Annotated in this window: 20 protein-coding genes; 5 read left to right on the top strand and 15 right to left on the bottom strand. The window is 52.2% G+C overall.

All coding sequences use genetic code 11. The annotated features are described in order from the left end of the window. Window positions 1–183: 183 nt before the first annotated feature. From C162_RS10015 to C162_RS10050, 8 genes are all read right to left on the bottom strand, one after another. Window positions 184–1,683, bottom strand: a complete 1,500-nt coding sequence (locus tag C162_RS10015; protein WP_036693993.1) for a TPM domain-containing protein — start codon at window positions 1,681–1,683, stop codon at window positions 184–186. A gap of 127 nt (window positions 1,684–1,810) precedes the next feature. Beyond that, entirely contained in the window at window positions 1,811–2,641 is an 831-nt protein-coding gene (locus tag C162_RS10020) for an aldo/keto reductase (protein ID WP_036693995.1), read from the bottom strand. Window positions 2,642–2,680: 39 nt separating this feature from the next. After that, window positions 2,681–7,204 carry a hypothetical protein gene (locus tag C162_RS10025; protein ID WP_036693998.1) on the bottom strand — a complete coding sequence of 1,508 codons (4,524 nt, stop codon included), beginning with the start codon at window positions 7,202–7,204 and terminating at the stop codon, window positions 2,681–2,683. Further along, on the bottom strand, window positions 7,191–7,949 hold the full coding sequence (locus C162_RS10030) for a DUF6063 family protein (protein ID WP_036694001.1): 759 nt from the start codon (window positions 7,947–7,949) through the stop codon (window positions 7,191–7,193). Before C162_RS10030 ends, C162_RS10025 begins: the two co-directional genes overlap by 14 nt. Window positions 7,950–7,961: 12 nt before the next feature. Beyond that, window positions 7,962–9,467, bottom strand: coding sequence for a hypothetical protein (locus C162_RS10035; protein ID WP_036694004.1), 1,506 nt, complete (start codon window positions 9,465–9,467; stop codon window positions 7,962–7,964). 276 nt (window positions 9,468–9,743) lie between these two features. Further along, entirely contained in the window at window positions 9,744–10,340 is a 597-nt protein-coding gene (locus C162_RS10040; RefSeq protein ID WP_051493364.1) for a GNAT family N-acetyltransferase, read from the bottom strand. A gap of 44 nt (window positions 10,341–10,384) precedes the next feature. Beyond that, window positions 10,385–12,298, bottom strand: a complete 1,914-nt coding sequence (gene thrS / locus C162_RS10045) for a threonine--tRNA ligase (RefSeq protein WP_036694007.1) — start codon at window positions 12,296–12,298, stop codon at window positions 10,385–10,387. 484 nt (window positions 12,299–12,782) lie between these two features. Beyond that, the gene (locus C162_RS10050; protein WP_036694010.1) at window positions 12,783–13,460 is read right to left on the bottom strand and encodes an HAD family hydrolase; all 678 of its coding nucleotides are present in this window, start codon (window positions 13,458–13,460) and stop codon (window positions 12,783–12,785) included. Window positions 13,461–13,574: 114 nt separating this feature from the next. Between C162_RS10050 and C162_RS10055 the strand changes: the two genes are divergently transcribed. Then, a complete protein-coding gene (locus C162_RS10055) occupies window positions 13,575–14,630 on the top strand; it encodes a hypothetical protein (protein ID WP_036694012.1) in 1,056 nt (351 codons plus the stop codon). Here C162_RS10055 and C162_RS10060 read toward each other — a convergent pair. Beyond that, the gene (locus C162_RS10060; RefSeq protein ID WP_036694014.1) at window positions 14,611–15,981 is read right to left on the bottom strand and encodes a glycoside hydrolase family 64 protein; all 1,371 of its coding nucleotides are present in this window, start codon (window positions 15,979–15,981) and stop codon (window positions 14,611–14,613) included. The genes C162_RS10055 and C162_RS10060 overlap by 20 nt on opposite strands. 203 nt (window positions 15,982–16,184) lie before the next feature. Next, complete coding sequence (msrA, locus tag C162_RS10065; protein WP_036694016.1) at window positions 16,185–16,700, bottom strand: peptide-methionine (S)-S-oxide reductase MsrA; 516 nt, start codon at window positions 16,698–16,700, stop codon at window positions 16,185–16,187. A 360-nt stretch (window positions 16,701–17,060) separates the two neighbouring features. On the opposite strand from msrA, the gene C162_RS10070 reads away from it, so the two are divergent. After that, on the top strand, window positions 17,061–17,621 hold the full coding sequence (locus C162_RS10070; protein ID WP_235218396.1) for a TetR/AcrR family transcriptional regulator: 561 nt from the start codon (window positions 17,061–17,063) through the stop codon (window positions 17,619–17,621). Window positions 17,622–17,802: 181 nt separating this feature from the next. Here the strand turns inward: C162_RS10070 and C162_RS10075 are convergent, their stop codons facing one another. Genes C162_RS10075 through C162_RS10090 form a run of 4 tightly spaced genes read right to left on the bottom strand, consistent with a single transcriptional unit; the run spans window position 17,803 to window position 21,936 of the window. Next, a complete protein-coding gene (locus C162_RS10075; protein ID WP_036694020.1) occupies window positions 17,803–18,819 on the bottom strand; it encodes a Gfo/Idh/MocA family protein in 1,017 nt (338 codons plus the stop codon). A 38-nt stretch (window positions 18,820–18,857) separates the two neighbouring features. Continuing rightward, entirely contained in the window at window positions 18,858–19,946 is a 1,089-nt protein-coding gene (locus C162_RS10080) for a Gfo/Idh/MocA family protein (RefSeq protein ID WP_036694022.1), read from the bottom strand. Next, a complete protein-coding gene (locus C162_RS10085) occupies window positions 19,943–20,719 on the bottom strand; it encodes a sugar phosphate isomerase/epimerase family protein (RefSeq protein ID WP_036694024.1) in 777 nt (258 codons plus the stop codon). Before C162_RS10085 ends, C162_RS10080 begins: the two co-directional genes overlap by 4 nt. 53 nt (window positions 20,720–20,772) lie before the next feature. Beyond that, window positions 20,773–21,936 (bottom strand): Gfo/Idh/MocA family protein, encoded by a 1,164-nt coding sequence (locus C162_RS10090; RefSeq protein WP_036694026.1) that lies wholly within the window; start codon window positions 21,934–21,936, stop codon window positions 20,773–20,775. Window positions 21,937–22,094: 158 nt separating this feature from the next. Between C162_RS10090 and C162_RS10095 the strand changes: the two genes are divergently transcribed. The 3 genes from C162_RS10095 (at window position 22,095) to C162_RS10100 (ending at window position 24,329) form a co-directional block, all read left to right on the top strand. After that, entirely contained in the window at window positions 22,095–22,928 is an 834-nt protein-coding gene (locus tag C162_RS10095; RefSeq protein WP_327196377.1) for a helix-turn-helix domain-containing protein, read from the top strand. Between the two features lie 198 nt (window positions 22,929–23,126). Beyond that, window positions 23,127–23,282, top strand: a complete 156-nt coding sequence (locus C162_RS35935; RefSeq protein ID WP_156949598.1) for a hypothetical protein — start codon at window positions 23,127–23,129, stop codon at window positions 23,280–23,282. Between the two features lie 48 nt (window positions 23,283–23,330). Further along, the gene (locus tag C162_RS10100) at window positions 23,331–24,329 is read left to right on the top strand and encodes a radical SAM protein (RefSeq protein WP_051493365.1); all 999 of its coding nucleotides are present in this window, start codon (window positions 23,331–23,333) and stop codon (window positions 24,327–24,329) included. 111 nt (window positions 24,330–24,440) lie between these two features. Here the strand turns inward: C162_RS10100 and uxaC are convergent, their stop codons facing one another. Continuing rightward, window positions 24,441–25,850, bottom strand: a complete 1,410-nt coding sequence (uxaC, locus tag C162_RS10105) for a glucuronate isomerase (protein WP_036694028.1) — start codon at window positions 25,848–25,850, stop codon at window positions 24,441–24,443. Between the last annotated feature and the right edge of the window lie 87 nt (window positions 25,851–25,937).

The following is a 25,937-nucleotide window of genomic DNA, read 5'->3' on the forward strand; positions in this document are numbered from 1 at the left end:
TCCTCCGCTATTTCTACCCTCAGCTGCAGCATTAGATCAGTTCTGTGAAGAGTCTTTCGTAAAGTCGAGATGCTTACGGGTTAGGAAAAGGATATCATTATAATTTCATGTGGGATAGGCAAAGAATATTTTAGAGAAACTTTACATAGTTCCGCAAAAACCTGCCCCTACTTATAGTACGGCTCACCCGTGTCTGCCCACACCGCCACCGCTGCTTGCACTGCCGCCTCCGCCGGAGCTCCCACCATCATCGTCATCATCGCGAGATGAATACCGGCCGGCTCCGCCGCCGCCCGTGTAACCGCCGCCACCCTGATTTCTGTCATCATCATCGTCGCCACGCGAGGAATACCGCCCGGCTCCCCCTCCGCTCGAAGAACCGCCTCCCCCGGAGTTACTGCCCCAGAAACTGCTAGAGCTGGATGAGGAACTGCTCCCCGCAGACGAATGGTTGTGATGATGAGGCTGCCGGTATCTTCTTCTCTGGCTGTAGCCATAACCAGCCTGGCCGGTCCAGACGCCGTAGCGCCGGATATTGCGCGGGTTATGCGGATTTAGCCGTATCCCGTAACGGGCAACATAACGGTTGCGTGCGCTGGCTGCGAGACTGATTAGCGCGACAAGAACCAGGAAAATCCCGAGAATCATCATCCCCTTGGATCTGGAGACAGGCACCAGTTTCACAGGTTCTTTCGGTGTCACAGGTGCTTTGCTGACAGTGGAGGCTGTTGCGGATGCGGCGCTGCCTGCGGCTTGTCCCGAAGCAGCATCTGCCCGGGTCAGGAAGAAGCTGTAGAAGGCATTCGCCGTCCCCGTTGCACCGCCTGCATAATCTTTTGCCGCAAATTTAGGCTCCAGCACCGTATTCAGAATCCCGCTGACCCGCTCATTCGTCAGCACTCTATCGATTGACTTGCCCTGTAGCACATGATAATTATCCCCGCCGATATCCAGCACCAGCATCACATCTCTGGGCCCGGCTGCAACCCCGGCGAACTTCGCATAGGTGTAATCCTGCAGACTCTTGCCGCCGGTATTCTTAACAGTTACCACATAGATTCCGCTCCCGGTGGTAGCCGCGTAACGGTTGCTGGACTGGTTCAAATAATCCTTGGTAGCTTGCGGGAGGATTCCGGCATTGTCCGAGACATAGCTGCGGGTGCCAAGTGTTTCCGAGTAGCTTCCGCCAAGCTTTTGAATGAAGGAGCCATAGGTTTTATTAGCACCGGCACTATACTTCTTGGCAGCGAAGTCCGGCTCCAGCGATGCCGAGAGAATCTTCGAGATCACACCACTGTTCAGCTCATTCTCCAGTCCTTTGCCGGGAACGGCCCAGTAATCATCATCCTTAATGGAGAGCAGCAGCAGAAGTCCGTTATTCTTGTCCGCCGAGCCGACTCCCCATGAATTGAACAGCGAGGTTGCATATTTCTCCATAGATACGCCGTTCGTTGAATTCACCGTAACCAGCACAACCTGCGCCCCGGTCTCCTGATAGAGCTTCACCCCATAGTTGACCATGTAATTCTCGGTCTTCTCATCAATCACGTTCGCAAAGTCATTCACATAAAAGGCTTCCGAATGAGCCGGCACTGCCGCCTCTGCCTTCCCCGGAATGAACGGCAGCAGCATCATGATCAGCATACCGGTCAGCAGTGTTTGCAGTATTCTTGCACGCTTCATTAAATCCCCTCCGGCTTCTCGTATCTCTTCTATTACTATATCGGTTACGCACGGGATGGACTTATAGTTCCATCTCTCTTATGTGTATGTCCGAATCTAGTAATTATTCAAAAGAGTCTGCCGGGGCTTACTCGTTATTGAACCGGTCCGGGTGGGAGCCGAAGCGCTGATCGCGGTTCAGGCCGTTGATCCGGCTGATCTCCTCTTCAGACAGCTCGAAGTCAAAAATATCGGCATTCGCAATAATCCGCTCCTCCTTGACCGACTTCGGAATCGTTACGATTCCGTTCTGCAGATCCCAGCGCAGGATGACCTGTGGCAGCGTTTTGTTATGATGCGCTGCAATATCGGCCAATACCTCATTGTCCAGCAGATGCCCTTGGGCCAGCGGGGCCCAGGCTTCAATCTGAATGCCCTGCGCCTTGCAATACTCACGAAGCTCTTGCTGGTTAAGCAGCGGATGCAGCTCCACCTGGTTGACCATCGGCTTCACAGCGGCGTCTGCCAGCAGATCCTCCAGATGATCGATCTGGAAGTTGGATACCCCGATGGCACGGACTTTGCCGTCCGCATACAGCTTCTCAAGAGCGCGCCAGGTGTCTTTGTATTTGGCCCGGATCGGCCAGTGTACCAGATACAGATCGGCATAATCCAGTCCCAGCTTGTTTAAGCTCTCGTCAAATGCGGCCAGCGTAGAATCATAGCCCTGCTCTGTATTCCATACCTTGGTGGTGATGAACAGCTCCTCACGCGCAACTCCCGATTCACGGATAGCCTGTCCGACTCCTTCTTCGTTTCCATACACAGCTGCGGTATCAATACTCCGGTAACCGGCCTTGATGGCTGCTTTGACCGAATCAATAACCTCCTGGCCCTCTTGTACCTTGAAGACACCCAGCCCGAACCATGGCATTTCTACACCGTTAGCTAATTTCGTTGCCGATTTTAAGTTCATCATAATTACACTACCACCTGTCTAATGGATTTGTTGGATAAATTAGAATAATGAAGCAGGGATCAGCTTGCGCCCGCCTTTGATCAGGACCGAATCCAGAGCATCCCCTTTATCTCCGCCAAAATACAGCTGCCAGTACACGCCGAAGCGGATGCTGACATCATTCTTGACCAGCTCTGGCGGCGTGACGATCAGCCACTGGAACTTCAGCGCCTTCGAGATCTCGAAGACCGGATCAAGCACGTTATTTGAGACCATCTCTCCGAACGGGTTATCGTACAGGAAGACCGTCCAGCCTTTATTTTCCCGGTTAACGCGCTTGTGCGTCATGATCATCATCGCCACCAGCAGCTGAACAGACTGGCGCTGTCCGCCGCTGCCTACCGCCTCATCCAGCGCGCCTCGGTTGATAACCTCCCAATCAGAATAATGATAGTCCTCGGGAGCGGCATACAGGAAGTAATTCTCCGTCACCGGCTTATACACCTGTAGCACCGGGAAGCGGTTCTGCAGCGCTGCGTACACCATGCGTCCGTCGTTAATCAGCTCTCTGACGGCTGAAGCCGGAACCTGCTCCATCTTCGGGAACCGCTCCAGCAGGCTGCTGATGCAGCGGTTGAAATATTCGCTGACCAGCGGTTCGATGTCATCTGTAGTCCGTGGAACATTAATATTCTTGTAATTCAGCTTAACCAGCGGGAAGGCATGGCCGTTCTCGTTGTGAATGATCATCCGGCGTTCCATCCGCTTCAGAATATCAACGATCTGCACCACACGCTTGGCTGCCCGGCCTACCCACAGCTTGCGGGACAGCTCCATATCCTCTTTATCGCTGCGGATGCTCTCCATCTGATCACGAGAGCTCTGAAGCATGGAATCAAGCACCTGCAAGGCGATAGCGAAATCATCCCAATGAACGTTGTTCAGGCGTTCCTGAATCTTGGTCTCAAGCTCCGCATTCCAGCCGGACTTGGCCACCTTGCCGCTTAGCTCAGTCTTCTCTTCCTTCACCTTGCGGGAGACCTCTGCCCGCTGGCTGCGGCTCTCCTTGCTGCGCTGCAGCCAATCCTCCACCAGCGTCTCGCAGCTCTCCCGCACACTCAGCTGCAATTCTTCCGGCACCTCCCGGAGCGGCACACGGTTCTCGACATGGGTATCCATGATCCGGCTCTGATTGCCGAGAATGAGCAGCCATTGATCCATGGAAGCCAGAGCCTGCTTACAGGTATTCAGCAGATGCTCATTCTCCCGGACCCGCAGACTGATCTCTTCCTCCTTCTGTTCCAGCGGCTCATGCCATAGCTCTACCGTCCGCTCATGCTTCTCCTTAATCGCCTTCTCGGACTTGCCCAGCTCTTTGCGCAGGCTGTCAAGCTCGGTCTGGCAGCGGATGAAGGAGTCACGGAGCTGCTGATAATCCTCGTCCAGAATCATCGTGTCGCTCTTCTGGCGGACTCTGGCGGACTGAATCATATCCGGTGCCTCCTGCGGCTCAGGGGCAGACGGCCATCCGGCATCTACCTGCTGCACAGCAGCTTCCAGCTCAGCCAGCTGTTCTCTGGCCGCCTTGATCTGGGCTGTTCTTGTGCGGATCTCCAGCTCATTCTGGCTTAAAGACTGCTGAAGACTCTCAACTGTACTGAGTAGCTGCAGCAGCTTGTCCTGTACCGTCTCATTCAGTGCTTCATCGGCAGCAGCATCATCTGCCTTAGCATCCGCCTCAACAACTGAACCCTGAACTTTCGCACCCGCAGATTCACCGGGGAACTCAACGTCAGGGAACCAGTTCTGCAGGCGCGGGAATACGGAATAACGGGCATCCCCGATCCATTTCTCGCGCTGCAAGGCGAGGCTGTCCATCTCCGCCTTCAGCCGGTTAAGTTGCTGATCCTTAACTGCAATCTCTTTGGTGAGATTATTCTTCTGCTCCACAGACTTGTGCTTGTCTGTATAGTTCTGCTCGTGCTTCCGGCTCCGCTCACTCCACTCCCGCAGTGCCGCCGCCCGGGTCTCCTGCTCGGACTTATCCGCTTCGCAGGCTGACAGGTCTCTGGAAATTCCATCCAGAACCTCCTCATAGCGTGCCTGTTCTGCGTTCATTTCATTCAGCTGGCTGCGAAGCTCCTGCAGCAGAGTCTCCGCACTCTTCTGTCTGATCCGCAGACTTGCAGTATGCTCGCTCAGATGCAGACGTTCATATTCTTGCCGGGCGGACCTCAGCTTGGCAAGATACGCTTCCTCCGCCTGAAGCTCCTCCTCCTGCTCACGGAGTCTGGAAGCCATCCCCCGCTTCCACTCCTGGAAATGATCCGGCTGCAAGACCATTTGCGGCCCTTGATGCGCGAGCAGCAGGAAGGCGTCTGTACCACCCTCCGCCATCTCCTCGCGCACGAAGATCGGGACCGGAGCCTTAAGCAGAAGCTCCTTAAGCAGCTCCGGCTGAAGCTTAGCCGCTTCACGCTTCGTGACAATCAGTCCGTAAGGAAGCAGCGGATGGCGTTCCAGCTCCTCCTCGCGGACCAGATAAGGCTGATCGTTCAGATACATGGTGCCGGTCATGGAGCTAATTTTGAGGGCATCCAGCGTGTCCTTCACCGTTACGATATCATGGTTAGGCAGCCAGTAGGCTTCCTGTTGCAGCTCGACATCCAGCAGCTGCTGATAATAATCCCGCCGCAGCCGCTTCGTCTGCTGCTCGGTATCCTCCAGCCTGCGGATGAACCGCTCCTGGATTAGAGGCTTCGCTTCGAATAGAGCTGTCGCGCCAAGCAGCTGATGCTCCTCGTACATCTCCAGCAGCACTACCAGCTGTGACCAGAGCTGCGACTCCTTGTTCATCTGGGCTTCGATTCGCCCGGTTAGCTCCTCTGCCTGAACCTCGGCCCCCAGCAGCTTCTCGGCCAGCCGGGTATGCTGCGTATGCAGAAGCAGCTTCTGGTCCTCAGCGGTCTTGCGTTGTTCATTCAAGGCATCTATCTGCTCAATGAGCCCTCTGGCCGCAATCAGCGCGCGCTGAAGGGCGCCTGCCGGCGAGTGGGCAGCTTCCTGCCCGTGGCGGGAAGCGAACACACCCAGATCCTCTGTATACTGACGGATCATGGCTGTTAATTCCTGCAGCTTACCATCCACCCGGCCCAGCTCCAGCAGCAGCTCCTCCCGGCCCTTGCGCAGAATCTGCTCCTCCGCTGCATGGGACCGCTGCTGTCCGCTGTAGTACAGGCTCTTCGCCTGCCATAACCGGTATACCTGCTCCCACTGTATCCGCAGCTCCTGCTTGGCCCCTTGAATCACCTTTTGGCGTTCCTTCATCGCAAGCGACCCTTCGATGGCTTCAATTTCCTTCTGCCATTGCTCCATCTGGCGGAGCTGCAGCTTGCGCCGGGCCAGATAATGGGCGACCTCCAGCAACTTCTCTCTCTGCTTCGATTCTTCCAGACGCTGCTTGGCCCGTGTCTGATTGTCCGAGACCGCTCTGAAGTGCTCTTGCTTGCCATCATGCTCTTCCTTCAGCCGCAGGTACTTCAGGTTATCGCTCTCGAATCTGAGCGTCTTCGCTTCCAGATAATGCCCGGCCAGCTCATCTGACGTTCTGCGGCGCTTGTCTTCCGCCTGCTTCAGTTCATCATGAATAACGGTATAGAGCTGCGCTCCTAGCCGCTCGGTCTCCCGGAAGCTGAGGTCCGCCTCCGTTCCGAGTTTCACCGCTTCATACAAAGGAGCCGCAAGAGAGGTGAACTCGGCAAAAGCCCGCTCGCGCTGCTCCAGCATCGGCAGCCGCTGTGCAACCGTAGCGGTATCCACGAACATCCGCTGAAGCGAGCCTTCATCCTCACGCAGGCTCCCTCCCAGACTGGAACCGATCTCCGGGATAATCAGCCGCTCGAAGAGATTATGATTGGTGAAGGCATCATTTTTCTGGAAATAGCCCTTGATGCCGCCCTCTTCCCCGTTGATTCTGCGCATATTGCGCCATTCATCGATATGGATATCATGGTCAGCCAGGTAGGCATAATATTTCTTCAGATCGGAGCTGCTGCTGCCGTAGACATTAATCTCACCTCGCCGCTCCCGCACAAACTGCTGAATCGCTTCGAAGCTCGCGGGCGTATTCAGCTCATGATCATATAAAGGCAGGGTGGAGAGTGTAAGCTCAGCCGTCTCTTCATATTTCAGCAACGCGTACAGCAGATAATCGACTTTGATCTCAAGCTGGTCCATGGAATGCTGGGCAGTCATCGCGATTCCGGTGGTGATATACTCCGCCCGCTCCTTATCGTCAAGCCGCCATTCGATGGCCACGTGGAAGGTGTAGGGTTTCAGCTGTTTTTTGTGATTATGGAAGAAGGCCTCGACCTGGTTCTCATTATCCTTACCCCAGGCGGCTCTAGGCATCAGCAACTGGAAAATCGACTGTAGCAGCACGCCCTTTCCCCCGCCGTTCATCAGCGTAATCAGGGTATTGGCCGGGCCTTCTTCATTACACAGATCGAGGATCATATCCTCATATTTCTTCAGCATCTTCTCGTATTTCAGTCCGGCGATGCGGATTCGCTCAATACGCGGCATGGGCTTCCCCCTCCTGTTCGCTGAGTGTCCGGCCAACTAGAGCCTTCAGCTCTTTGTACCGGTCCACATCGTGGTAGAGATAACGCATCCGCTCATACAGCTCTTCCCTTGGGAAAATCCGCTTCTCATTCTCGGAAATGAACACCAGATGCTCCTCCTCCAGCAGCTTCATTCCTTCGTGAATGAGGCCAATCCGGGAGCCTGCGCCGCGGGTCAGCGAATCGCCCTCCTCCTGGCTTCGGGTCTGCATATAGAGGCTGGTCCACACTCTGTGCATCGCCTGGATATCCAGCCGCCACTGCTTGCTGAAGCTGCCGTCTTCATCCATGCCGATCCAGCCTTGGAACAGCTCGGATACCTGATCCGACAACTGAATATAGGACATGCTGTCCTGTCCCGGCTTGAAGTGCTGCTCATCCTGATCCATCTCCGCCAGGAAGACGAGGATAATAACGTTAATGATATGTAAATGCGTCTTGCGCTCAATCCGTGAATATTTATTACGCAGCTGAGTGAAGTTGCTGGCGAACCCGGAGCCGATCGGACTCACGAGCAGGTGCAGGCGGTGACCGGAATTCATAATCCGGCAGCCGGCTTCTTTGGCTACGTATTGCAGGGCATCATAAGCAGCGGTATCCTGCAGACATTCGGCGGCAGCGGGATCATCCAGCGGAATCACCTTGCGCCGAAGCAGGTCGAAGAACAGCCGGGAAGCCTGCTGAACTTGCTCTAGGGAATAACTCATATCCGAATCATCTCACTTCTCTACTATATTAATGGTATAAGGGCTGATCTCAAGGCCGGGGATACGGATGCTGCTCTGCTGCTGTGCAGAGATAGTGGTCCGGAGCCTTGTGCCGCGCAGCACTTCCAGCTCCGGGTGGTCCAGCATCAGCCGCTGAAGCAGCTTCTGGCATTCGTCCGCCACGCCATGGCCCTCCGCTTCCTGCTCCTCGACAGTAATTACGGTATGGAAAAATTGTACCCACAAATCCACGGCATCCGGGCAATCCGCCCAGCGCCGCTGCTCCTGCTCCGTGAACGCCTCCGCAGTGAAGGTGAAGCTGCCGTGCGCAGCCACTCCGGCTATAACCGGCAGCCACAGCTCGCATACCTCGGTCCAGGGAATACCTCTGGGAACATAATGGATGTCCTCTTCTTCCCTGGCTTCCTCCGGCACATCCTGCGTATCCTCCGGCAAGAAGCCGACCTCCTGCTCCTCCCAGGCCCAGGCCAGCGGATAGATGAAATCCTGGCTGGGCGAGAACAGCCCGCTGATCAGCATCTCCAGGCTATCCCCATCCCGCAGCCCTTCCGGCTTCACCCATTCCTCCCATACATGGGTGCGGAAGTTGAAGCCTGCTGCTCCCCAGAATAACTCCGGGAAGTTCAGCCGCAGATTCGTCTCCGCTTCGAAGATACTCAGCACGACCTCGGCCAGCTCGTCATGCACCCGCCGGGACAGCTCCACCCGCTCGGAGAGCTGGCGCAGCTCATTGAAATCAATGACATCCTTCTCATCATTGGCCAGCCGGGCCAGCGAGCGGTGGATATTGTCGAAATGCTTGCGTTCCTCGTCAAATTGCTGGTGGATCTCCTCCAGCCGCTCATGCCGCTGGGCGCCGTATTCGCTGAAGATGTGCTTCGGATTACGGCGCAGGGCATTGCGGTACTCCTGCTGCTGCTGGGTCATTTTGCGCACGCGGGAGATCAGCTCATTGACATCCTGCATTGCCCGGGTAACCCGTCCATGCTTGATATGCATCTGAATCTCCAGCAGCTTGATGCTGACCTGGAACTCGTCGATAATCTCATGGCTCATGAAGATCAGCTCCATCGCATACTCGGAGAGCCGGTAGATGGTCGTCCCGTTCTCCTCCCAGCTGATACGTGTAGCATCCTCATCCACGGTGAAATATTTGTATTTCTGGACCCCGATCTGCCGGGTGTGGTCATCATAATAATGGGCCTCGAAATCCCCGCCGCTGCCGCTCCACAGCAGTCCGTCTATCAGCCGTTCGACCGATTCCGGGCTGCCCGACTTCGCAATGCCGAAGCGCTCCAGCGAGCTCCAGGCCAGATCCACCAGATCCTCCCTGGCCCGCTGTTCATTCGATTCCAGCTCCAGATAATAGACCTGTAGCAGCACACTAAGCGCAATCATTTCCTTATACGGCTGCAGTTCACCCAGATTCATGCCTGCGCCCAGACTCCATAAGGGGTTCAGCCGCTTGTTCCGTTCTCCGAAATCATTCCAGTTCATGCTCTTGCCAACCTCGCCATCACTTCATAATTTCCCTACAACATAACATAAACCCAAATCCGCACCGCAGGGTGAAGGTTGGGCCGGAACATACACAGTTATAGACGGTTTGTTAATGCTCAGACCCCGAGGGAATGGGAATGTATGTTTCTATTCTCATGTCATTCTATTATATCAATGTTTGATAGATATGGCTATTTGCAAAATAAATAGAGGAGCCCGCGCAGGGCCCCCTCTATGTTAAAGCACTACATTATAGCACACCATAGCACACCGCTACTTGTACTTTTCATTCACCAGATATTGCAGATTCTGCTTCACCGCAGGCCATTCCTCATCGATAATACTGTACAGCACATTGTCCATGACAGCGCCGTGAGCAGTGATCCGGTGCTTGCGCAGGACGCCTTCCCGGACCGCACCAATCCGCTCAATGGCCCGCTGCGAGCGCAGATTGTCACTGACAATGGAGAAGTCCACCCGGATCAGCCCCAGCACCTCGAAGGCATATTGCAGCAAAAGCAGCTTCGATTCCGTATTCACCTCAGATCTCCAATAATCCGGTGAGATCCAGGTGCAGCCGATCTCTGCATTACGATGCGTACGGTCCAGATGCATTAACCGCGTAGTCCCAACGATCCGGCCGGATGCCTGCTCCACCATCACATAGGGCATATCCTTGCCTGCTGCCTGATTCGCCAGAGCCGTATCCGCCAGTTGTCCTGCCTCTTCCTCTGAGCTGATCCGTCTCCAGGTGTACTCCCAGATCAGCGGATTATACAGCAACTTCGTAAGCTCAGGCTTATGCTCCGCCGTCAAAGGCACAAGCCGGATTACGTTGCCTGCAAGCTGCCCTGTTTCTATTGCTGTCAACTTATCTCCCCCTATAGCTTTTCACCTATTATATATGAAGCGATTTATTCCCAACCGTCAATCTTAGCTGTCAGTTGCTGAATGAACTCCTGGGCGCTCAGTGTGAATAATTTGTTCTCCGCACGGCTTCTTACCGAGATTGTGCCGTCATTCTGCTCCTGATCTCCCAGCACAAGCATATAAGGGATTTTCTCCAGCTGAGCTTCACGGATTCTGTAGCCCAGCTTCTCATTCCGGGAATCTACCTCCACCCGCAGTCCGGCTGTAGCAAGCTGTCTTCTGACCTGCTCGGCATACTCGTCATGAACCACAGAGACTGGCAGCAGCTTGACCTGCACCGGAGACAGCCACAGCGGGAACGCTCCGCTATAGTGCTCTGTAAGAATACCCATGAACCGGTCAATGGAGCCGAACACCGCACGATGGATGACAACCGGACGATGCTTGTTGTTATCTTCGCCAATGTAAGTCAGGTCGAACTTCTCGGGCATCTGGAAATCCAGTTGAATGGTACCGCATTGCCAGCTCCGCTTCAGGGCATCGAGGACATGGAAATCGATCTTCGGTCCGTAAAAAGCGCCATCCCCCGCATTCACCCGGTATTCGATTCCGTTCTTCTTCAGCACCCGCGCAAGTGACTCTTCTGCCTGATCCCAGAGCTCCTCGGAACCCATATAATCCTCCGGGCGTGTAGACAGCTCAACCTTGTACTCGAATCCGAAGATGGAATAGAACTGATCAATCAACTCCAGCACCCGCGATATCTCAGATTCTATCTGCTCCGGCAGTACGAACAAGTGGGCATCATCCTGGCAAAAAGTACGGACCCGCATCATCCCGTTCAGCGCGCCGGAAGATTCATGGCGGTGAACCTGGCCGTATTCCGCAATGCGGATCGGCAGATCCCGGTAGGAGCGGAGGCTGTTCTTGTAGATCAGCATGTGTCCGGGACAGTTCATCGGCTTCAGCGCAAAATCTGTCTCATCCACCTTTGTAAAATACATCTCATCCTTGTAATGATCCCAATGTCCGGATTGCTCCCACAGACGGCGGTTCATCATCAGCGGCGAGCGGACCTCTTCGTACCCGTCGGCACGCTGCAGCTTGCGGGAGAAATCCTCCAGTGCTGTGCGGATCAGCATCCCTTTGGCCAGGTAGAACGGCATGCCCGGCGCTTCCTCGGAGAACATGAACAAGCCTAGCTCCTTGCCCAGCTTGCGGTGATCCCGTTTCTTCGCTTCCTCCAGCAGATGCAGATGTTCCTCAAGTAGGGCTGTGCTCAGGAAGGCTGTGCCGTATATCCGCTGAAGCACCTGATTGTCAGCATCCCCGCGCCAGTAAGCACCCGCTACACTAAGCAGCTTGAACGCCTTAATCCGGCCAGTGGAGGGCAGATGCGGCCCCCGGCACAGGTCCGTGAATTCTCCTTGCTCATACAGGCTGAGGACTGCGTCCTCCGGCAGATCCCGGATCAGCTCCAGCTTCAGCGGCTCTTCCAGCTGTTCAAAGTACTGCACCGCTTCCTCCCGGCTGACCACCCGCCGCCGGATCGGCAGGTTCTCCTTGATGATTTTTCCCATCTCCCGCTCAATCGCAGCAAGATCCTCGATGGACAGGGGCTGTTCAATATCTATATCGTAATAGAAGCCGTCCTCAATTACCGGACCAATTCCCAGCTTCACGTTCCGTTCTCCATAGATCCGTTTGATCGCTTGGGCCATCACATGGGCTGTACTGTGTCTGTGAATCATCAGCCCGTCGCTGCTGTCTGCTAGAACGATCTCCACGAGGCTGTCCCTTTCAACCGGACAATCAAGGTCAACGAGTCTGCCATCGATTGTGCCGGCTACTGCATTCTTCCTCAGACTTACGCTAATCGAATCCGCAATCTGCGCAATTGTGGTGTTACGCGAATACCTCCTATTTGCTCCATCCGGCAGCTGCACTTGAATCTCCATGATTTTGGCCTCCATTTCTTCAGTTATATTCGTATATGTGAACACAAAAAAAACGCATCTCATCCCGGAAAGGGACGAGTGCGTCTTAAGCTCGTGGTTCCACCCTAATTCGATTATACGTCACTTCACCTCCGGCTGTTCGGCGGAAAGGTGATCAGTACAATCCTCATGGCATCCGTTAACGGGGATGGGGCGGCGACATTTACAGCCTCGCTAACAGCAGGAGGGTTCAGTGTCACGGCTATAGAGGGGTAACATCCGGCTGGTCTCTGTAAGAAGCTCTCACCTTGCACTTCTCTCTCTGGTCAGTCCTCACGGGATATCATGTCTCTGGTCATTGCCTTAGTTATGGTGTTGCTGGTTACATAATACGCACGCTCTTAGCCAGAAGTCAATACCGCGCAGAAAAAAACTTAAAAACCGCTTTCCGTTTGACCGCTTAATTCTTAAACTTTTACTCCCCTAATCCTTTAGCTCGTGGGCCTTACTCACCAAGCTCATTCGTCTGCAAACGCTGAATAATATCTCCCACTTCTTCCACCGTATGCGCAATATAATCCGCTCCGGCCGCCGATAATTCCTCCTCGGAACCATAGCCGAATAACACGCCCACTGAGGCTACGCGGCAGGCTTTGGCCCCGATAATGTCATGCTCCCGGTCCCCGATCATTAGCGACTGCGAAGCAAGAAGATTATTCTCGTCCAGCACGTGTTGAATGACCTCGCGCTTCTTCGAACGTGTCCCGTCCAGATTGCTGCCTGCCGCATACTTGAAGAACCCGTCGAGCTCATAATGCCGGAGAATCTGCTCAGCGAATACAATCGGCTTAGAGGTCGCCACATACAGCTCGAATCCCTTGGCTCTCAAGTTCTCCAGCAGCTCAGGTATGCCTGCAATTACATGATTCTCGAACATCCCCAGGGTCCGGTAACGCTCCCGGTAGAACTCCACCGCCTGTGCCGCTGCCTCCGCCGTGAAGCCCTGAATTTCGATAAAAGAATCATATAGCGGCGGACCTATGTATGGAATCAGCAAGTCAGGATGCTCCACCTCGATGCTGAATTGGTTAAGCGCATACTCTACGCTTTTGGTAATGCCTTCCTTGGGGTCAGTCAATGTGCCGTCCAGATCAAATAAGATGTGCTTCAAGCTGTCCTTCATCTCTCCCGGATGCTCCCTTCGTGTGCAATTGCTATCTATCATACCTTTCTTTCTGTTTATTTTCCATCCTCAGGATGCTATAATTCAGGGCATTCGAGGAGCAGGAGGAATAAGATGATACTGCTTAATCCCGCCACAATACTCATAGGCGACTATCACTTCGCCGCTAGGAACAATGCCGGACCTGAAGTTGTTGTATATGACAAGGAAGGCAGAGTGTACCGCCTGGATGCGGATTTAACGCCTAGTGAAGCCGGACAGCTCTATAGCATGCAACCGCTTAACTTGGACTCCCTTTCGTTCCATCCAGAGCTTGCACTGGCGGCTTTCATTATGGAGGATGCGGCAATGGGCGCAGGAGACTTTACGGGCCGCTTGCTGTGGAGCAAAGCCGGGGCGTATGTATGTGTTCTTTTTTCACGTGATGGAAGTCTACTCTGGTCTGTAGCCAAGCTGGACGAAGAACATCTGCGGATTTCAGTGTTTCATAGCGGGGACGGAACGTTGGCACATTCACTAGATTTGGAAGATCCGTTCGGTGACAGTGCGCTGCGGCTGATGGATATCCCCGGGTCGGATGCTGTAACACTGGAGCTTGCGGCAGGTCAGAACGGTATATCCGTGTATGAATTATCTATTCAGCAGGGCGGGTTACATAGCAGGGAGATGTTCCCGCAGGGCTGTTATCTCTCACCCGCTTGGCATCCTGACGGCAGTCAGCTGTTCACCTTGGAGAATGATGTGCAGGTGTATGCCTGTTTCTCCTATCCAGCCTTGGAGCTGCAACAGGAACAGGGTCCGCACGATGGGGAATACGAAGACGAGTATGAGGAAGAAGACCATTATCCGGGGTATGGCATGCTCTATCTTCAGAACGGTCAAGCCATCTCACAAAATACGAATGAACGCTTCTTTCTGTTTGATCCTGGAACGATGGAACGGATCAGTGAATGGTCCTTTGCCGGATATGAGCCCGTGCCTGCGAGTGTAGTTTTCCCTTCACTGGATGATGATCCTTCCCTGTATTCCCAGATTCAATCGTGTGAGAGAGTCGGCAGCCTGCTTATGTTCAGGACCGGCTCTCTACACGATATCCCTCATTTGCTGATGATTGAGGAAGCTGTGCTGCTGGAAGCTATCGGCTCCATGCTTACCAAGCCACTCGGATAATCAGTCCCTTAGGGTCACCGACTTCCAGATAGGCCGCCTGGCCGTTCACATCGTCATACGGGAAGCCGTAAGCCAGTCCGCTGATGCTGTGGTCATGCCAGAATTTCGCATAAAAGTTGGCGGGAGCCGCATTGTAATAATTCGCTACGTTATTCCAGTTACTGGTGGTGTAGACATGGCGGTTGATCGCAGCGGAAGTGGCGGCATCGATTAGCGAACCGTCATTGCGCAGAATATCCTGTGTGCTATAGCTGGAATACCCTGCGAAGTAATTGGCATTGGCTCCACCGGCTTTGAATGATCCATGGACTGGAGCAATAATCCGGTAAGGTGCCTGATCGGTTGCCAGTGATTTGAAGGCAGCGGGAACTTCATTCTGGTATTTGGTAAAAATTCCAGCCCGTGTCTCCGATTCAAGCTCGCCTACCGTCTTGTCATAACCGCCGGACAAGCCCACCAGCCGGTGCTGGATCGGGAAGCCGAAGCCATCTACACGGGTGGTATTGCCATGATAGCCTGTAGCATCCACTGTGAATTCAACAAAGTCGAAATAGAGATTTCGGTTAGGATCGGTCGGATTATCAATATCCGGTCCAGCGAAGCCGTCGTCATAGGTCTTGATGTACAGCGGCGTGCCTACACTAAGGAACATGCGGCCGGAGGTGATTTTGGGCAGCGTTACCCAGGAAGCCTGATTAATCGTGTGATAAATATTGGCATAATTCACGCCGCTCTTGGTCAAGTGGCCGGAAGCATCATTCAGCGCATTCGAGATCGGAACGATATTGCCGCTGAGATCCAGATAACTCCACTTGCCATTGGCCGGATTAATGCCGAGTACACCCCAGTAGATCTGGCTGTCTGGATAAGCGCCGCCCGTTCCGTTCATGACCTTGACGGAGACAGAGCCTGAGGGCGGTGTCGGGATCGAAGAGGCAGCGATGGAATAGATGGAACCGGAGGAGCCGGATGGCGGAGTTGTCGGCCCGGTTGTCGGTGCAGTTCCTGCCGTGTAGTTGAACCAGCCGGTGTCATAAGCCGGAGTTCCGTTGTTGTAGGTGAAGAAGTAAGAGAGTGCTGTGCCGCTGGTGATTCCTGTAACCACTTGCTCATAACGCGCTTTGCTGTTGTTATACGTTGATCGGAAATTGCTTTGCGTCCCGGCATTCACCTTGTAATGGACGTCCACCCAACTGGTATTTACTGTGGATTTGAACCAGATGGTAGCCGAGGTTCCCGACAGCTCTACCCCTTGGGTGTAGTCTGCCGCGGCTGCTTTGGAGTTGAACAAAGGCAGGCAAGAGAGCAGAAGCACGAACGCAAGCATCGTCATTTGCCATTTTTTGGACATTCTCAGATTCCTCCTGAATGATATTGGTATTTCTGTATCCGTTTACAAATATGATTATAGTAGCTCTGATAGCTATTTAGTAGGCACAGAATTTCGGATTTCAGTTCCCATATTTTGGTTTGGTGCTGCAAAAATAGCAAAAAGCCCTTAATCCCCAGATGTCTGGTCATTAAAGGCTTTTTTACACATCTATCACGTATTCGCTATTCCCAATGCTGCGAAATAAAGGTATCCCGCCCCGACTGCTCACGGTCCTCCTTATAATGCTTCGGATTCTTCTTGTGATAGTCCTGATGATAGTCTTCTGCCGGATAAAACACCGGCGCAGGCAGAATCTCCGTCACCACCGGAAGCTCGAATCTGCCGCTAACCGCCACCCGCTCCCGGGAAGACAGTGCAGCCAGCCGCTGCTCTTCCGTATAATAGAATACCGCCGTGCGGTACTGTGTTCCCCGGTCCTGAAATTGTCCGCCGTCATCCGTCGGGTCAATCTGCGGCCAGAACAGCTCCAGCAGCCGCTCATATGGGAATAACTCAGGGTCATAAGTGATCTGAACCACCTCGTAGTGACCGGTTGTACCGGTCTTCACCTGCTCATAAGTAGGGTTCTCTACCGATCCTCCGGCGTAACCTGATACAATTCCGTGAATACCGGGCAGCTCTTCGAACGGTGTAACCATACACCAGAAGCAGCCTCCGGCAAACATTGCCTGTTCCATAGCCAATCTCCCACTCCCTGTCTCTCATCTGCTGACTCTTGTTACACCCTGTACTGAAGATAAAGCCTAATGATTTGAAAGTCAATTTGATCGCTAGAACTGATTGCCCTTAGATACACTCAAGAAATAGAATTTTTATTCTATTAATAGTTCAGAAATAGGATAATTAAACTTCAAGTATGTTCGGAATGGAAATTCCTTTTTGCAGAGTAATGACTAAAATATAGCTTCCCTATTGTCAGTTTCACCACAAAATCTATCTTTTTGATACTTGAGAGTAGAATGCATATTCTGTTAATTGACAATTCCTTGCAGGGGTTGTTCTATTTCATAGAATGATTATTCCGCTAGCGAGGTGTAATGATGGGTAAACGCGATGATATTCTTCAGGCAACCCTTGTTTTAATTACTGAAGAAGGCTTACAGTCTGTTGCTTTTTCCAAAATATTCAAGAGGGCCAATGTCGGCTCCAGTACATTCTACCATTATTTTGAGAACAAAGAGCAACTGGTCAATGAGCTATACCATAAAGTCCGCATACATAAAAATGAATTCGTCATGAACGGCTATGATCCCGGGTTAACAATCTATGAGCGTATGAAAAGCCATCTGAAGAATACAGCCAACTATTCGCTTCACTACCCCAATGAGGTTGACTTCACAGAGAACTATTGCACTTCGCCCTATATTTCCGAGGATATACGGAACACACCCGCCCCCTCCACCTTAGAGATTTTCTCCATCATTGAAGAAGGCCAGCGGCAGGGCATCATCCGGGAAATGAATGTTTGCCTGTGTTATCAGCTGGTCAACGGAATTTTGATTGCCGTGATCAAGGGCTACTTAGGCGGAAAATACCCGCTTAACGAGCAGCAGATTCAGCAGACCATTGAAGCTTGCTGGCTTGCGATTAAGCTGTAGCGGCTAACACAAGTGGAAGCGGCTTTGCCGTCCTTTTAAAGGACGGTACCGTTTCAGCGAGAAATAGAAGGGTAAGTTATCGTGTGCATCATATAAATTCTATTTTTAAATAAGGCTATCCCTTAAGCAAGACTATGCATAAGAGACAGCCTATATTCTGGCATCAGCCGGTTGACGAATACTAGACCTGAGGGACCAGATTCCGGCCCTCCGAGGACTTATAGATCTCTGCAATCAGTGTGAGCGCTTTGATGCCTTCAGCACCGTCAATCCAGAACCTGCGGCCTTCACGGATATGGGCGTAGAAGTCATGAATTAACCGGGAATGTCCGCTGCCCCAGTAGGATTTCCCTCCACTGCTGATGCTCTGCGGCTCACAGAGCAGCGTCTCCTTCCCATCATTCCACAGATACAGGTTGTCCCGGCGCTGCTGCAGAGTCCCTTGCTCAAAGACCAGCTCCAGCTCCACCGGTGAATTGGCCTGATACGCATTGGTTCCGTAGAAGAGTCCGCGCGCCTTGTTCTTGAAATCGATACACGCATGTGCGCTGTCCTCGACCTCAATGACATCGTTCAGCACATCAGTGCTGACACTGCCTTTCACGGAATCAATGTCACCGCCGAACCATTGCAGCAGATCCAGGGTATGGATAGCCTGGTTGATCAATACCCCGCCGCCTTCCGTCGCCCAGCGGCCTCTCCAGGGACTATTCGTGTAGTACTCCTCACTCCGGGTCCAAGTCACCAGGCCCTTCATGCAGAGGAGATTGCCCAGGCTGCCGGAATCAATCACTTGTCTGATCCGCACCGAAGGTTCATTATAGCGGTTCTGGAACACTACACCCAGTTGTCCCGCAGCATCCTCTGCCGCCTCCTGCATCATGCGGGCCGAAGGCACATCCAGTGCCATCGGTTTCTCGGTTAACACATGCTTGCCGGCCTTCAGCAGCTCCACTGCCATTCCGGCATGCAGATGATGCGGCGTGCAGAGATGAACGATGCCGATATCTGGACGCTCCAGCAGCTCCCTGTAATCTGTCAGGCCTTCACATTCGTAATCCTGAGCAGACTGTGTTGCCTGAACAGGGTCACTGTCCACCACGGCTACCAGCCGCGCATTGTCGATGGAAGCAATGGCTCTGGCATGCAGCGGGGCAATCGCCCCGCAGCCGATAATCGCTGCTCCATTAGTATTCATCTTAACCACCTTCCGATCTTCTGCTAGCTGTCCTGCACCTATTTAAGCGTATCCGGGGTCAGATTCACCGCTTGCCGCTGCGCTTCCAGACACAGCTCAGCCGCCTTGAACGCATGCTCCTGGGTCATCGCCTTCTCCGTCCGTTCCAGGCAGTCCAGAATCAGCTCCCCGAAGAACGGGAAGCCAACCTTCCTGGCTACATGCTCATAATGCTCTCCCTCACCGTCCACCCAGAAGACATGGTCCGGTGTGCTGGAGCGGCCGATATCGCTGTATTTGCGCAGTTCGATATAACCTTCCGTGCCGAGAATAATCGTCCGTCCGTCGCCCCAGGTCCCGAGCCCTGCCGGAGTGAACCAGTCCACGCGAAAATACTGCGTAGCCCCGTTATCCCCAACCAGCGTAGCATCCCCGTAATCCTCCAGCTCCGGGTAAGCCGGGTTGTTGTAGTTGGCGACCTTGCTGTGCAGCACCTTGGCATCGCGGCAGCCCGCGTAGAAGAGGAACTGTTCAATCTGATGGCTGCCGATGTCACAGAGAATGCCGCCGTATTTATCACGCTGGAAGAACCATTCCGGCCGGCTTGGTGCATTTAACCGGTGCGGCCCCAGCCCCATGACCTGAAGCACACGGCCAATCGCCCCCTGCTGCACCAGCTGACCGGCATAGACAGCGCTCTCTACATGCAGTCTCTCACTGTAGTATGTCATGTATTTCCGGCCCGTCTTCTCCACCTGAAGGCGTGCTGCTGCGAGTTGGTCCAGAGAAGTAAACGGAGATTTGTCCGTGAAATAATCCTTCCCGTGTGCCATCACCCGCAGACCGAGCGGACCACGCTCCGAAGGAACGGCGGCCGCTGCTACGAGCCGGACCTTAGAATCTTCAAGAATCTCTTCAGCAGAGCGTGCGGCTCTGACGCCGGGATACTTGTTCAGGAACGCTTTTACCTTCTCGGGGTCAGGATCGTATACCCACTTCAGCTCGGCTCCCGCTTCTACTAGTCCGTTGCACATCCCGTAGATATGCCCATGATCCAGCGCCAACGCAGCGATTACGAATTCACCCGGTCCCACCACTGGCTTCGCCTCATGTACCGGGGCATACATCATTCCATCCTTGCGGCTCATGCTTGCACCTCCAATCTGGAATGCAGATGCCGGAGACTAATCTCCAGGCTCTCGAACGGATCACGCTGGCACACATCCTGCTCCACGATATGCCACTCCACACCCGTCTTGCGGCAGGCCTCAATAATCGCTCCATAGTTCATATTGCCTTCGCCGATCTCGGCGAATACAGCTTTGCGGTTCAGTATAGTCATATCCTTGAAATGCACGGCCTGCATTCTGCCTTCCACCTTAAGAATCCACTCTACAGGATCTCCGCCCCCGGCCTGCACCCAGTACAGATCCAGCTCGAAGCCGAAGACCTCCGGATCACTGTCCTGCAGCAGCACATCCATCCCGGTCAGACCGTCAAAACGTTCGAATTCAAAATCATGATTATGATACACAAATTGCAGGCCATGCTCTTCCTTAAGTGTACGTGCAATGCCGGAAGCCAGCTTGGCGAAGGTGCGGTACCCTTCCTGACTGGTCTGATATTCCGCAGGCAGTGAGCCAAGACCGATGTATTTGCAGTCCCACAGCTTATGTTCGGCGGCGAGTGCATCCAGATCATTCACCAGCCTGTCCCAGGGAACGTGTGTCGCACATATTTTGAGATTAAATTCATCCGCGTATTCCTTCACCAGCTTGGGGTCCATGGGACCGATTCCGGAGATCTGGACAGCCTGGTACCCGATACTGCTTACCTTCCGCAAGCTCTCCCGCAAGGCCTCCGGCGTCTGGGTATATTCACGCAGGGTATACATTTGAGCGGCAATCGTTGAACGGTTCATTGTATTCATCCACTCCTAGATAAGTTTGAGTTGTGTAAGAGAGTAAGGTTCTCCTAATGAGTTCCCGATACATCCAGGGCTTTCTGGCTGACCGGTGCTTTCTGAAAAGTAGAATTCTCTACCTGCTCCATCAGCTTCTCATAGAACAACTGGCTGTCGATCGGCAGGTCCACCCAGTTGTCGGTCCACGCGGACAGATACATGGCATTGGACAGGGTCAGGCCGTGAATGCCCTCTTCCCCCGGAGCCAGCAGCGGCTCATCGTGCAGAATCGCATTGGTGAAGTTACGCATAATGCCCTTGTGCTGTTCTCCGTCTCCAGGTGGCACCGGAATCTCGCATTTCCAGCACTCCGGTGCTCCGAAGCCTCCGGTGAATTCCGCATTGAACTTCGGCTCCGGGGTGCGAAGGCGGAAGAAGGTGAGCTTGCCGTCTTCGATGACGATTTTGCCGTTGTCTCCTGTAATCTCGAACCGGTTCGTCCCCGGCGCCTCCCCTGTAGTGGTGATGAACAGCCCGGTTGCGCCGTTCTCATATTCCACATAAGCAGTCACATCATCCTCAACCTCAATATTCCGGTACTTCCCGAACTGGCAAAAAGCGCGTACCCGCTTAGGCATCATCCCTGTAGTCCACTGCCAGAGGTCAAGCTGGTGCGGGTCCTGGTTCAGCAGCACGCCGCCGCCTTCTCCGCCCCAGGTCGCCCGCCAGCCGCCGGAATCATAGTAGCTCTGAGAGCGGTACCAATTGGTAATAATCCAGTTCGTGCGCCGGATCTCCCCCAGTTCCCCGGACTGGATCAAGTCTCTCAGCTTCTGATAGAGCGGATTCGTCCGCTGGTTATACATAATGCCGAACTTACGGTCAGACTTCGCCGCAGCGTCATTCATCTCCTTGACTGCTTTGGTATAGACACCGGCAGGCTTCTCAATCAGAACATGCAGCCCGTAGCCCAGCGCTTCAATCGCCAGCGGCGGGTGATCATAATGGGGGGTAGCGATCAATACAGCATCAATGGCACCAGATTTGAACAGCTCCTCCGGCGACAAAAAGCGCTGCACGCTATCCGGCAAATGCTCCTCTGCCCAATCCAGCCGCTCAGGGCTGCTGTCGCATACCGCTGTAAGCTCAGCCCCCTTAATATCATTCAGCAGACTCTGGGCATGGGCGCGCCCCATATTGCCTACACCAATAATTCCATATCGTACCTTATCCATCTCCCAGTCCCTTCCTGAAACAGTTTATGATATGAGGATAACCCTATTTGACGGTGGTGAACATGACTGTAATTAAGGTATATTTGTATATAAATAAGATGTAATGGATAAATGAAAGCGTTATAATAGATTTATGTCCTTAATGGAGGCGCTCAGAGATGAATATGATTGGAAATGGAAATTTGACCGGACGTCTGCTGCACAACCTGACGGTTACCGTTACCCATGCTCAATTAACCAGCAGATATCCGGGATGGAACCGGACGAATGAGACCCCTGCCTTCAACCGGCTCTACTATATTGATTCGGGCGAAGGCAAGGTGATTATCAACGGAGTGGACCATTACCCCAGACCCAGACAGCTGATGATTATGCCCGCCGGCTCTACCCAGACGACGGATACCTCGCGGGATGATCCTTATACGCGCTACTATTGCCACTTCGATGCACAGATCGGGGAATGGCCGCTGTTTCATTCAGCGAATAAGCTCTACATCTGTGATGTGCCTGACCCGGAGGCGACCCGGACGATGTTCGCGGAGATGATTGAATGGTTCCAGGATACCGGCTTCCTAGCCACCCTGCGGACGCAAGCCGCGCTGCTTACGCTGCTGTCCCTCTGCCTGGAATCGGGAGGCTACAGCAATTTCCTTGACGATCTGACGCATACAAGCGACCAGGGTAAATTGGCAAATGTGCTGGGCTACATCGATCAACGGCTAATGCGGCCGCTGACGGTGGAGGAGCTGGCAGAGCGGGTCCATTTGCACCCGAACTATTTCATTCCCTACTTCAAGAAATTCATCGGTGTTCCGCCGATGCAGTATGTTCAGCTGAAACGGATGGAGCTGGCTAAGAGACAGCTCTCCTATACCGATTTCAGCATCTCAAGTATCGCCGAGCAGGTCGGCATGGAGCTGGCCCACTTTTCCAAGGTATTCAAGAAGTCGACGGGCGTATCCCCTTCTGCTTACCGGAGCAGTACGAGGTAAGGTTTTGAGTGTTCCCCCTTCCTGCTTAAAAGGTTATAAGCCCACTCATCTATCCCCCACCAAATCTTTATGTGTACAACAAATTTAAAAACATATAAATGAATTTTTGGTGAACATCCTCTAAAAGGCTTATCTTTATTTTATTTAAGGGAATACCTTAATTTGTATTGTAAACACAAAAAAGTGAGGTGAGTTAATATGAATATCGATCCGAAAGATGTTTCGATTGATCTACAAGGTAGAGTAGTGGTAGACAATAAAGAATTAGCTAAAAAGCTTATGGAAAGAAAAAACGAGTTTCAATTAGAAAGTAACAATTTAGGTTACGTTTGTGGTGTGAATATTGGATGTTAATAAGGGGCCGGCGGTAAACGCCGGTTTATCTTAATTATGGAGGATACAATGAAAAATCCATCAGTTATTGACGATATTTTATCAAACTTTTCATCACGAATATTGAGATTAACATTGTTTCCAACGGAACAATGTAATTTTAGATGTGTGTATTGTTATGAAGATTTCTTACTTAAAAAAATGTCTACTGAAATCAGAGAAAGCATAAAAAAGCTAATTACCTTAAGAGCTGTTGAATTAGATGAACTTCATCTATCCTGGTTTGGAGGCGAGCCTTTATTAGCTTTGGACACAGTTTTAAACATCACTAATCATGCAAATGAATTAGTGAAAGTACATAAAAATTATAGAGTAAAGTCTGGGATGACTACTAATGGGTATTTATTGACCCCTCTTGTATTCAATCAACTCATTAATCATAATATTAGGCAATTTCAAATATCTTTAGATGGATTTGGTGTAATTCACGATCAGACCAGAAGGCTTGCAAATGGTAAGGGGACCTTTGAACAAATCTGGTCAAATTTAATTAATATTAGAGATTCTAAAGAAGAAGTTAACGTAACTCTGAGAGTACATTTAACAAATGAAAACTTTAGAGACATAAACATTTTAATTTCCAACATAGATAATATTTTTAAATATGATCCAAGATTTCAGATATACATAAAACCGGTTTTTAAAATGAATTCAAGTGATGAATTTAATATTCTTGAAATTAAGAAACAAAAATCAATGATAAATTTAATCAGTTCAAACATCAAAAACATAAAATGTATTAATGCATCAACTGAAAAATATATCTGTTATGCTTCGTCACCAAATTCACTTTCAATTCGTTCTGATGGAAATATAAATAAATGTACTGTGGCTCTTAATAATGAATGTAATTCAATTGGGAAAATAAAATCTAATGGTAGTATAGAGATCAATAATTTAAAACTTAAATCATGGATACGAGGATTTCAAAATATGGATTATTCAATTTTAGGTTGTCCTCTGAAAGGAATTGATGAAATTGATTATGGAACATTAGAACTTAAGTAGTTAAAGCTGTCTGAAATATAAAAAAGCAAATTTCCTCAGTGTCGGAAATTTGCTTTTTTCTGCTTCAATAAACATTTGGCTTTTCAAAATTAAGCTATAAGTGATGTTGCTCTACTTGATCCCGAAATACGCATTCGCATTGTTGTAGCATATATTCTCAATTGTCCGGCCGATCAAGGCATAATCCCGCGGCAGGTCCCCCTCTTCCATCCACGTGCCGAACAGGTTGCAGAGAATGCGCCGGAAATATTCATGACGTGTGAAGGAGAGGAAGCTTCGGGAGTCAGTCAGCATCCCGACAAAAGGACTGATCAGGCCGATGCTGGAGAGTGCCTTCAACTGCTGCAGCATACCCTCCTTCTGATCATGGAACCACCAGCCGGAACCCATCTGCACCTTGCCCTTGATGCCGGCCCCCTGGAAGTTGCCGATCGCAGTGGCGATCATCTCATACTGCGAAGGATTCAGCGTGTAGACGATGGTCTTCGGCAGCTGTCCGCTGGCATCCAGCTCATTCAGCAGCGCGTTAAGGCTGCGGGCCATATTGAAATCCAGAATCGAATCGAAGCCGCTGTCCTTGCCGATGGCACTGAACATCCGTGCGTTGTTGTTGCGCAGCGCTCCGATATGCAGTTGCATGCTCCAGCCCCGCTCGTGATAGAGTCTGCCTAATTTGATCAGAGTATGGCTCTGGAACTTCTGTTCCTCCTGCGGGCTGATCTCTTCCCCTTTGAAGGCCCGGGCGAATATGTAGGCCGCTTCATGCTCTGTGGACTGGGCATGCGGCAGCTCGCCGAAGGCCTGATCCGACAGCCGGCAGCCATGCTTATGGAAATAATCGATCCGCGCCGTCACAGCCTGGAGGAACCCTGAGTAATCGTGGATCTCAAGACCGCTCGCCTCACTAAGCAGGCCCACGTATCCGGTGAACCCCTCATCACGGATATTCAGTACCCGGTCTGGTCTGAAGGTTGGAGCGACCACCACTCTAAGCCCATGATCCTTCTTAATCTGAATGTGATGCTCCAGTGAATCAATGGGATCATCCGTTGTGCAGACTACATCGACATTAAGTTTTTTGAGAATCCCCTGCGTAGTCAGTTCATCTCCCTGGAGCTGCTCATTGCAGCGTTCCCACACACTGTCCGCAGTCTCCCCGGAGAGCAGCTCGTCGATCCCGAAGTAGCGCTTCAACTCCAGATGAGTCCAGTGGTAGAGCGGATTGCCCACCATCTCCGGCAGGGAGCGCGCCCAGATCATGAACTTATCTTTGTCTGGTGCATTCCCGGTAATTAGCTGTTCGTCAACACCCAGCCAGCGGAGCGCCCGCCACTTGTAATGGTCCCCGGATAAGGCGAGATCAGCGATATTGCGGAACCTGCGGTTACTGCTAATCTCCTGCGGATTCAGATGACTGTGGAAATCGTAAATCGGCATTCCGGCGGCATAATCGTGATACAGTCTCTGTGCACTTGAACTTAACAGCAGCCAGTCGTCATGAATAAAAGATGAGGTACTCATATTGTTCTCCAGCCTCTCGTCTATGATATTGGTGGGCCACAGGTACCATCCGTAAGCGGACAGCAAATGCTTCTGCCCATTCGCACT

This window comes from Paenibacillus sp. FSL R7-269, assembly GCF_000517865.1.
Taxonomy (GTDB): domain Bacteria; phylum Bacillota; class Bacilli; order Paenibacillales; family Paenibacillaceae; genus Paenibacillus_AQ.

What these genes read in the sequence shown, in the direction of transcription:
- C162_RS10015 (WP_036693993.1), bottom strand. Translation starts at nt 1,683, where the DNA reads ATGAAGCGTGCAAGAATACTGCAAACACTGCTGACCGGTATGCTGATC.
- C162_RS10020 (WP_036693995.1), bottom strand. Translation starts at nt 2,641, where the DNA reads ATGATGAACTTAAAATCGGCAACGAAATTAGCTAACGGTGTAGAAATG.
- C162_RS10025 (WP_036693998.1), bottom strand. Translation starts at nt 7,204, where the DNA reads ATGCCGCGTATTGAGCGAATCCGCATCGCCGGACTGAAATACGAGAAG.
- C162_RS10030 (WP_036694001.1), bottom strand. Translation starts at nt 7,949, where the DNA reads ATGAGTTATTCCCTAGAGCAAGTTCAGCAGGCTTCCCGGCTGTTCTTC.
- C162_RS10035 (WP_036694004.1), bottom strand. Translation starts at nt 9,467, where the DNA reads ATGAACTGGAATGATTTCGGAGAACGGAACAAGCGGCTGAACCCCTTA.
- thrS (WP_036694007.1), bottom strand. Translation starts at nt 12,298, where the DNA reads ATGGAGATTCAAGTGCAGCTGCCGGATGGAGCAAATAGGAGGTATTCG.
- C162_RS10050 (WP_036694010.1), bottom strand. Translation starts at nt 13,460, where the DNA reads ATGAAGGACAGCTTGAAGCACATCTTATTTGATCTGGACGGCACATTG.
- C162_RS10055 (WP_036694012.1), top strand. Translation starts at nt 13,575, where the DNA reads ATGATACTGCTTAATCCCGCCACAATACTCATAGGCGACTATCACTTC.
- C162_RS10060 (WP_036694014.1), bottom strand. Translation starts at nt 15,981, where the DNA reads ATGTCCAAAAAATGGCAAATGACGATGCTTGCGTTCGTGCTTCTGCTC.
- msrA (WP_036694016.1), bottom strand. Translation starts at nt 16,700, where the DNA reads ATGGAACAGGCAATGTTTGCCGGAGGCTGCTTCTGGTGTATGGTTACA.
- C162_RS10070 (WP_235218396.1), top strand. Translation starts at nt 17,061, where the DNA reads ATGATGGGTAAACGCGATGATATTCTTCAGGCAACCCTTGTTTTAATT.
- C162_RS10075 (WP_036694020.1), bottom strand. Translation starts at nt 18,819, where the DNA reads ATGAATACTAATGGAGCAGCGATTATCGGCTGCGGGGCGATTGCCCCG.
- C162_RS10080 (WP_036694022.1), bottom strand. Translation starts at nt 19,946, where the DNA reads ATGAGCCGCAAGGATGGAATGATGTATGCCCCGGTACATGAGGCGAAG.
- C162_RS10085 (WP_036694024.1), bottom strand. Translation starts at nt 20,719, where the DNA reads ATGAACCGTTCAACGATTGCCGCTCAAATGTATACCCTGCGTGAATAT.
- C162_RS10090 (WP_036694026.1), bottom strand. Translation starts at nt 21,936, where the DNA reads ATGGATAAGGTACGATATGGAATTATTGGTGTAGGCAATATGGGGCGC.
- C162_RS10095 (WP_327196377.1), top strand. Translation starts at nt 22,095, where the DNA reads ATGAATATGATTGGAAATGGAAATTTGACCGGACGTCTGCTGCACAAC.
- C162_RS35935 (WP_156949598.1), top strand. Translation starts at nt 23,127, where the DNA reads ATGAATATCGATCCGAAAGATGTTTCGATTGATCTACAAGGTAGAGTA.
- C162_RS10100 (WP_051493365.1), top strand. Translation starts at nt 23,331, where the DNA reads ATGAAAAATCCATCAGTTATTGACGATATTTTATCAAACTTTTCATCA.
- uxaC (WP_036694028.1), bottom strand. Translation starts at nt 25,850, where the DNA reads ATGAGTACCTCATCTTTTATTCATGACGACTGGCTGCTGTTAAGTTCA.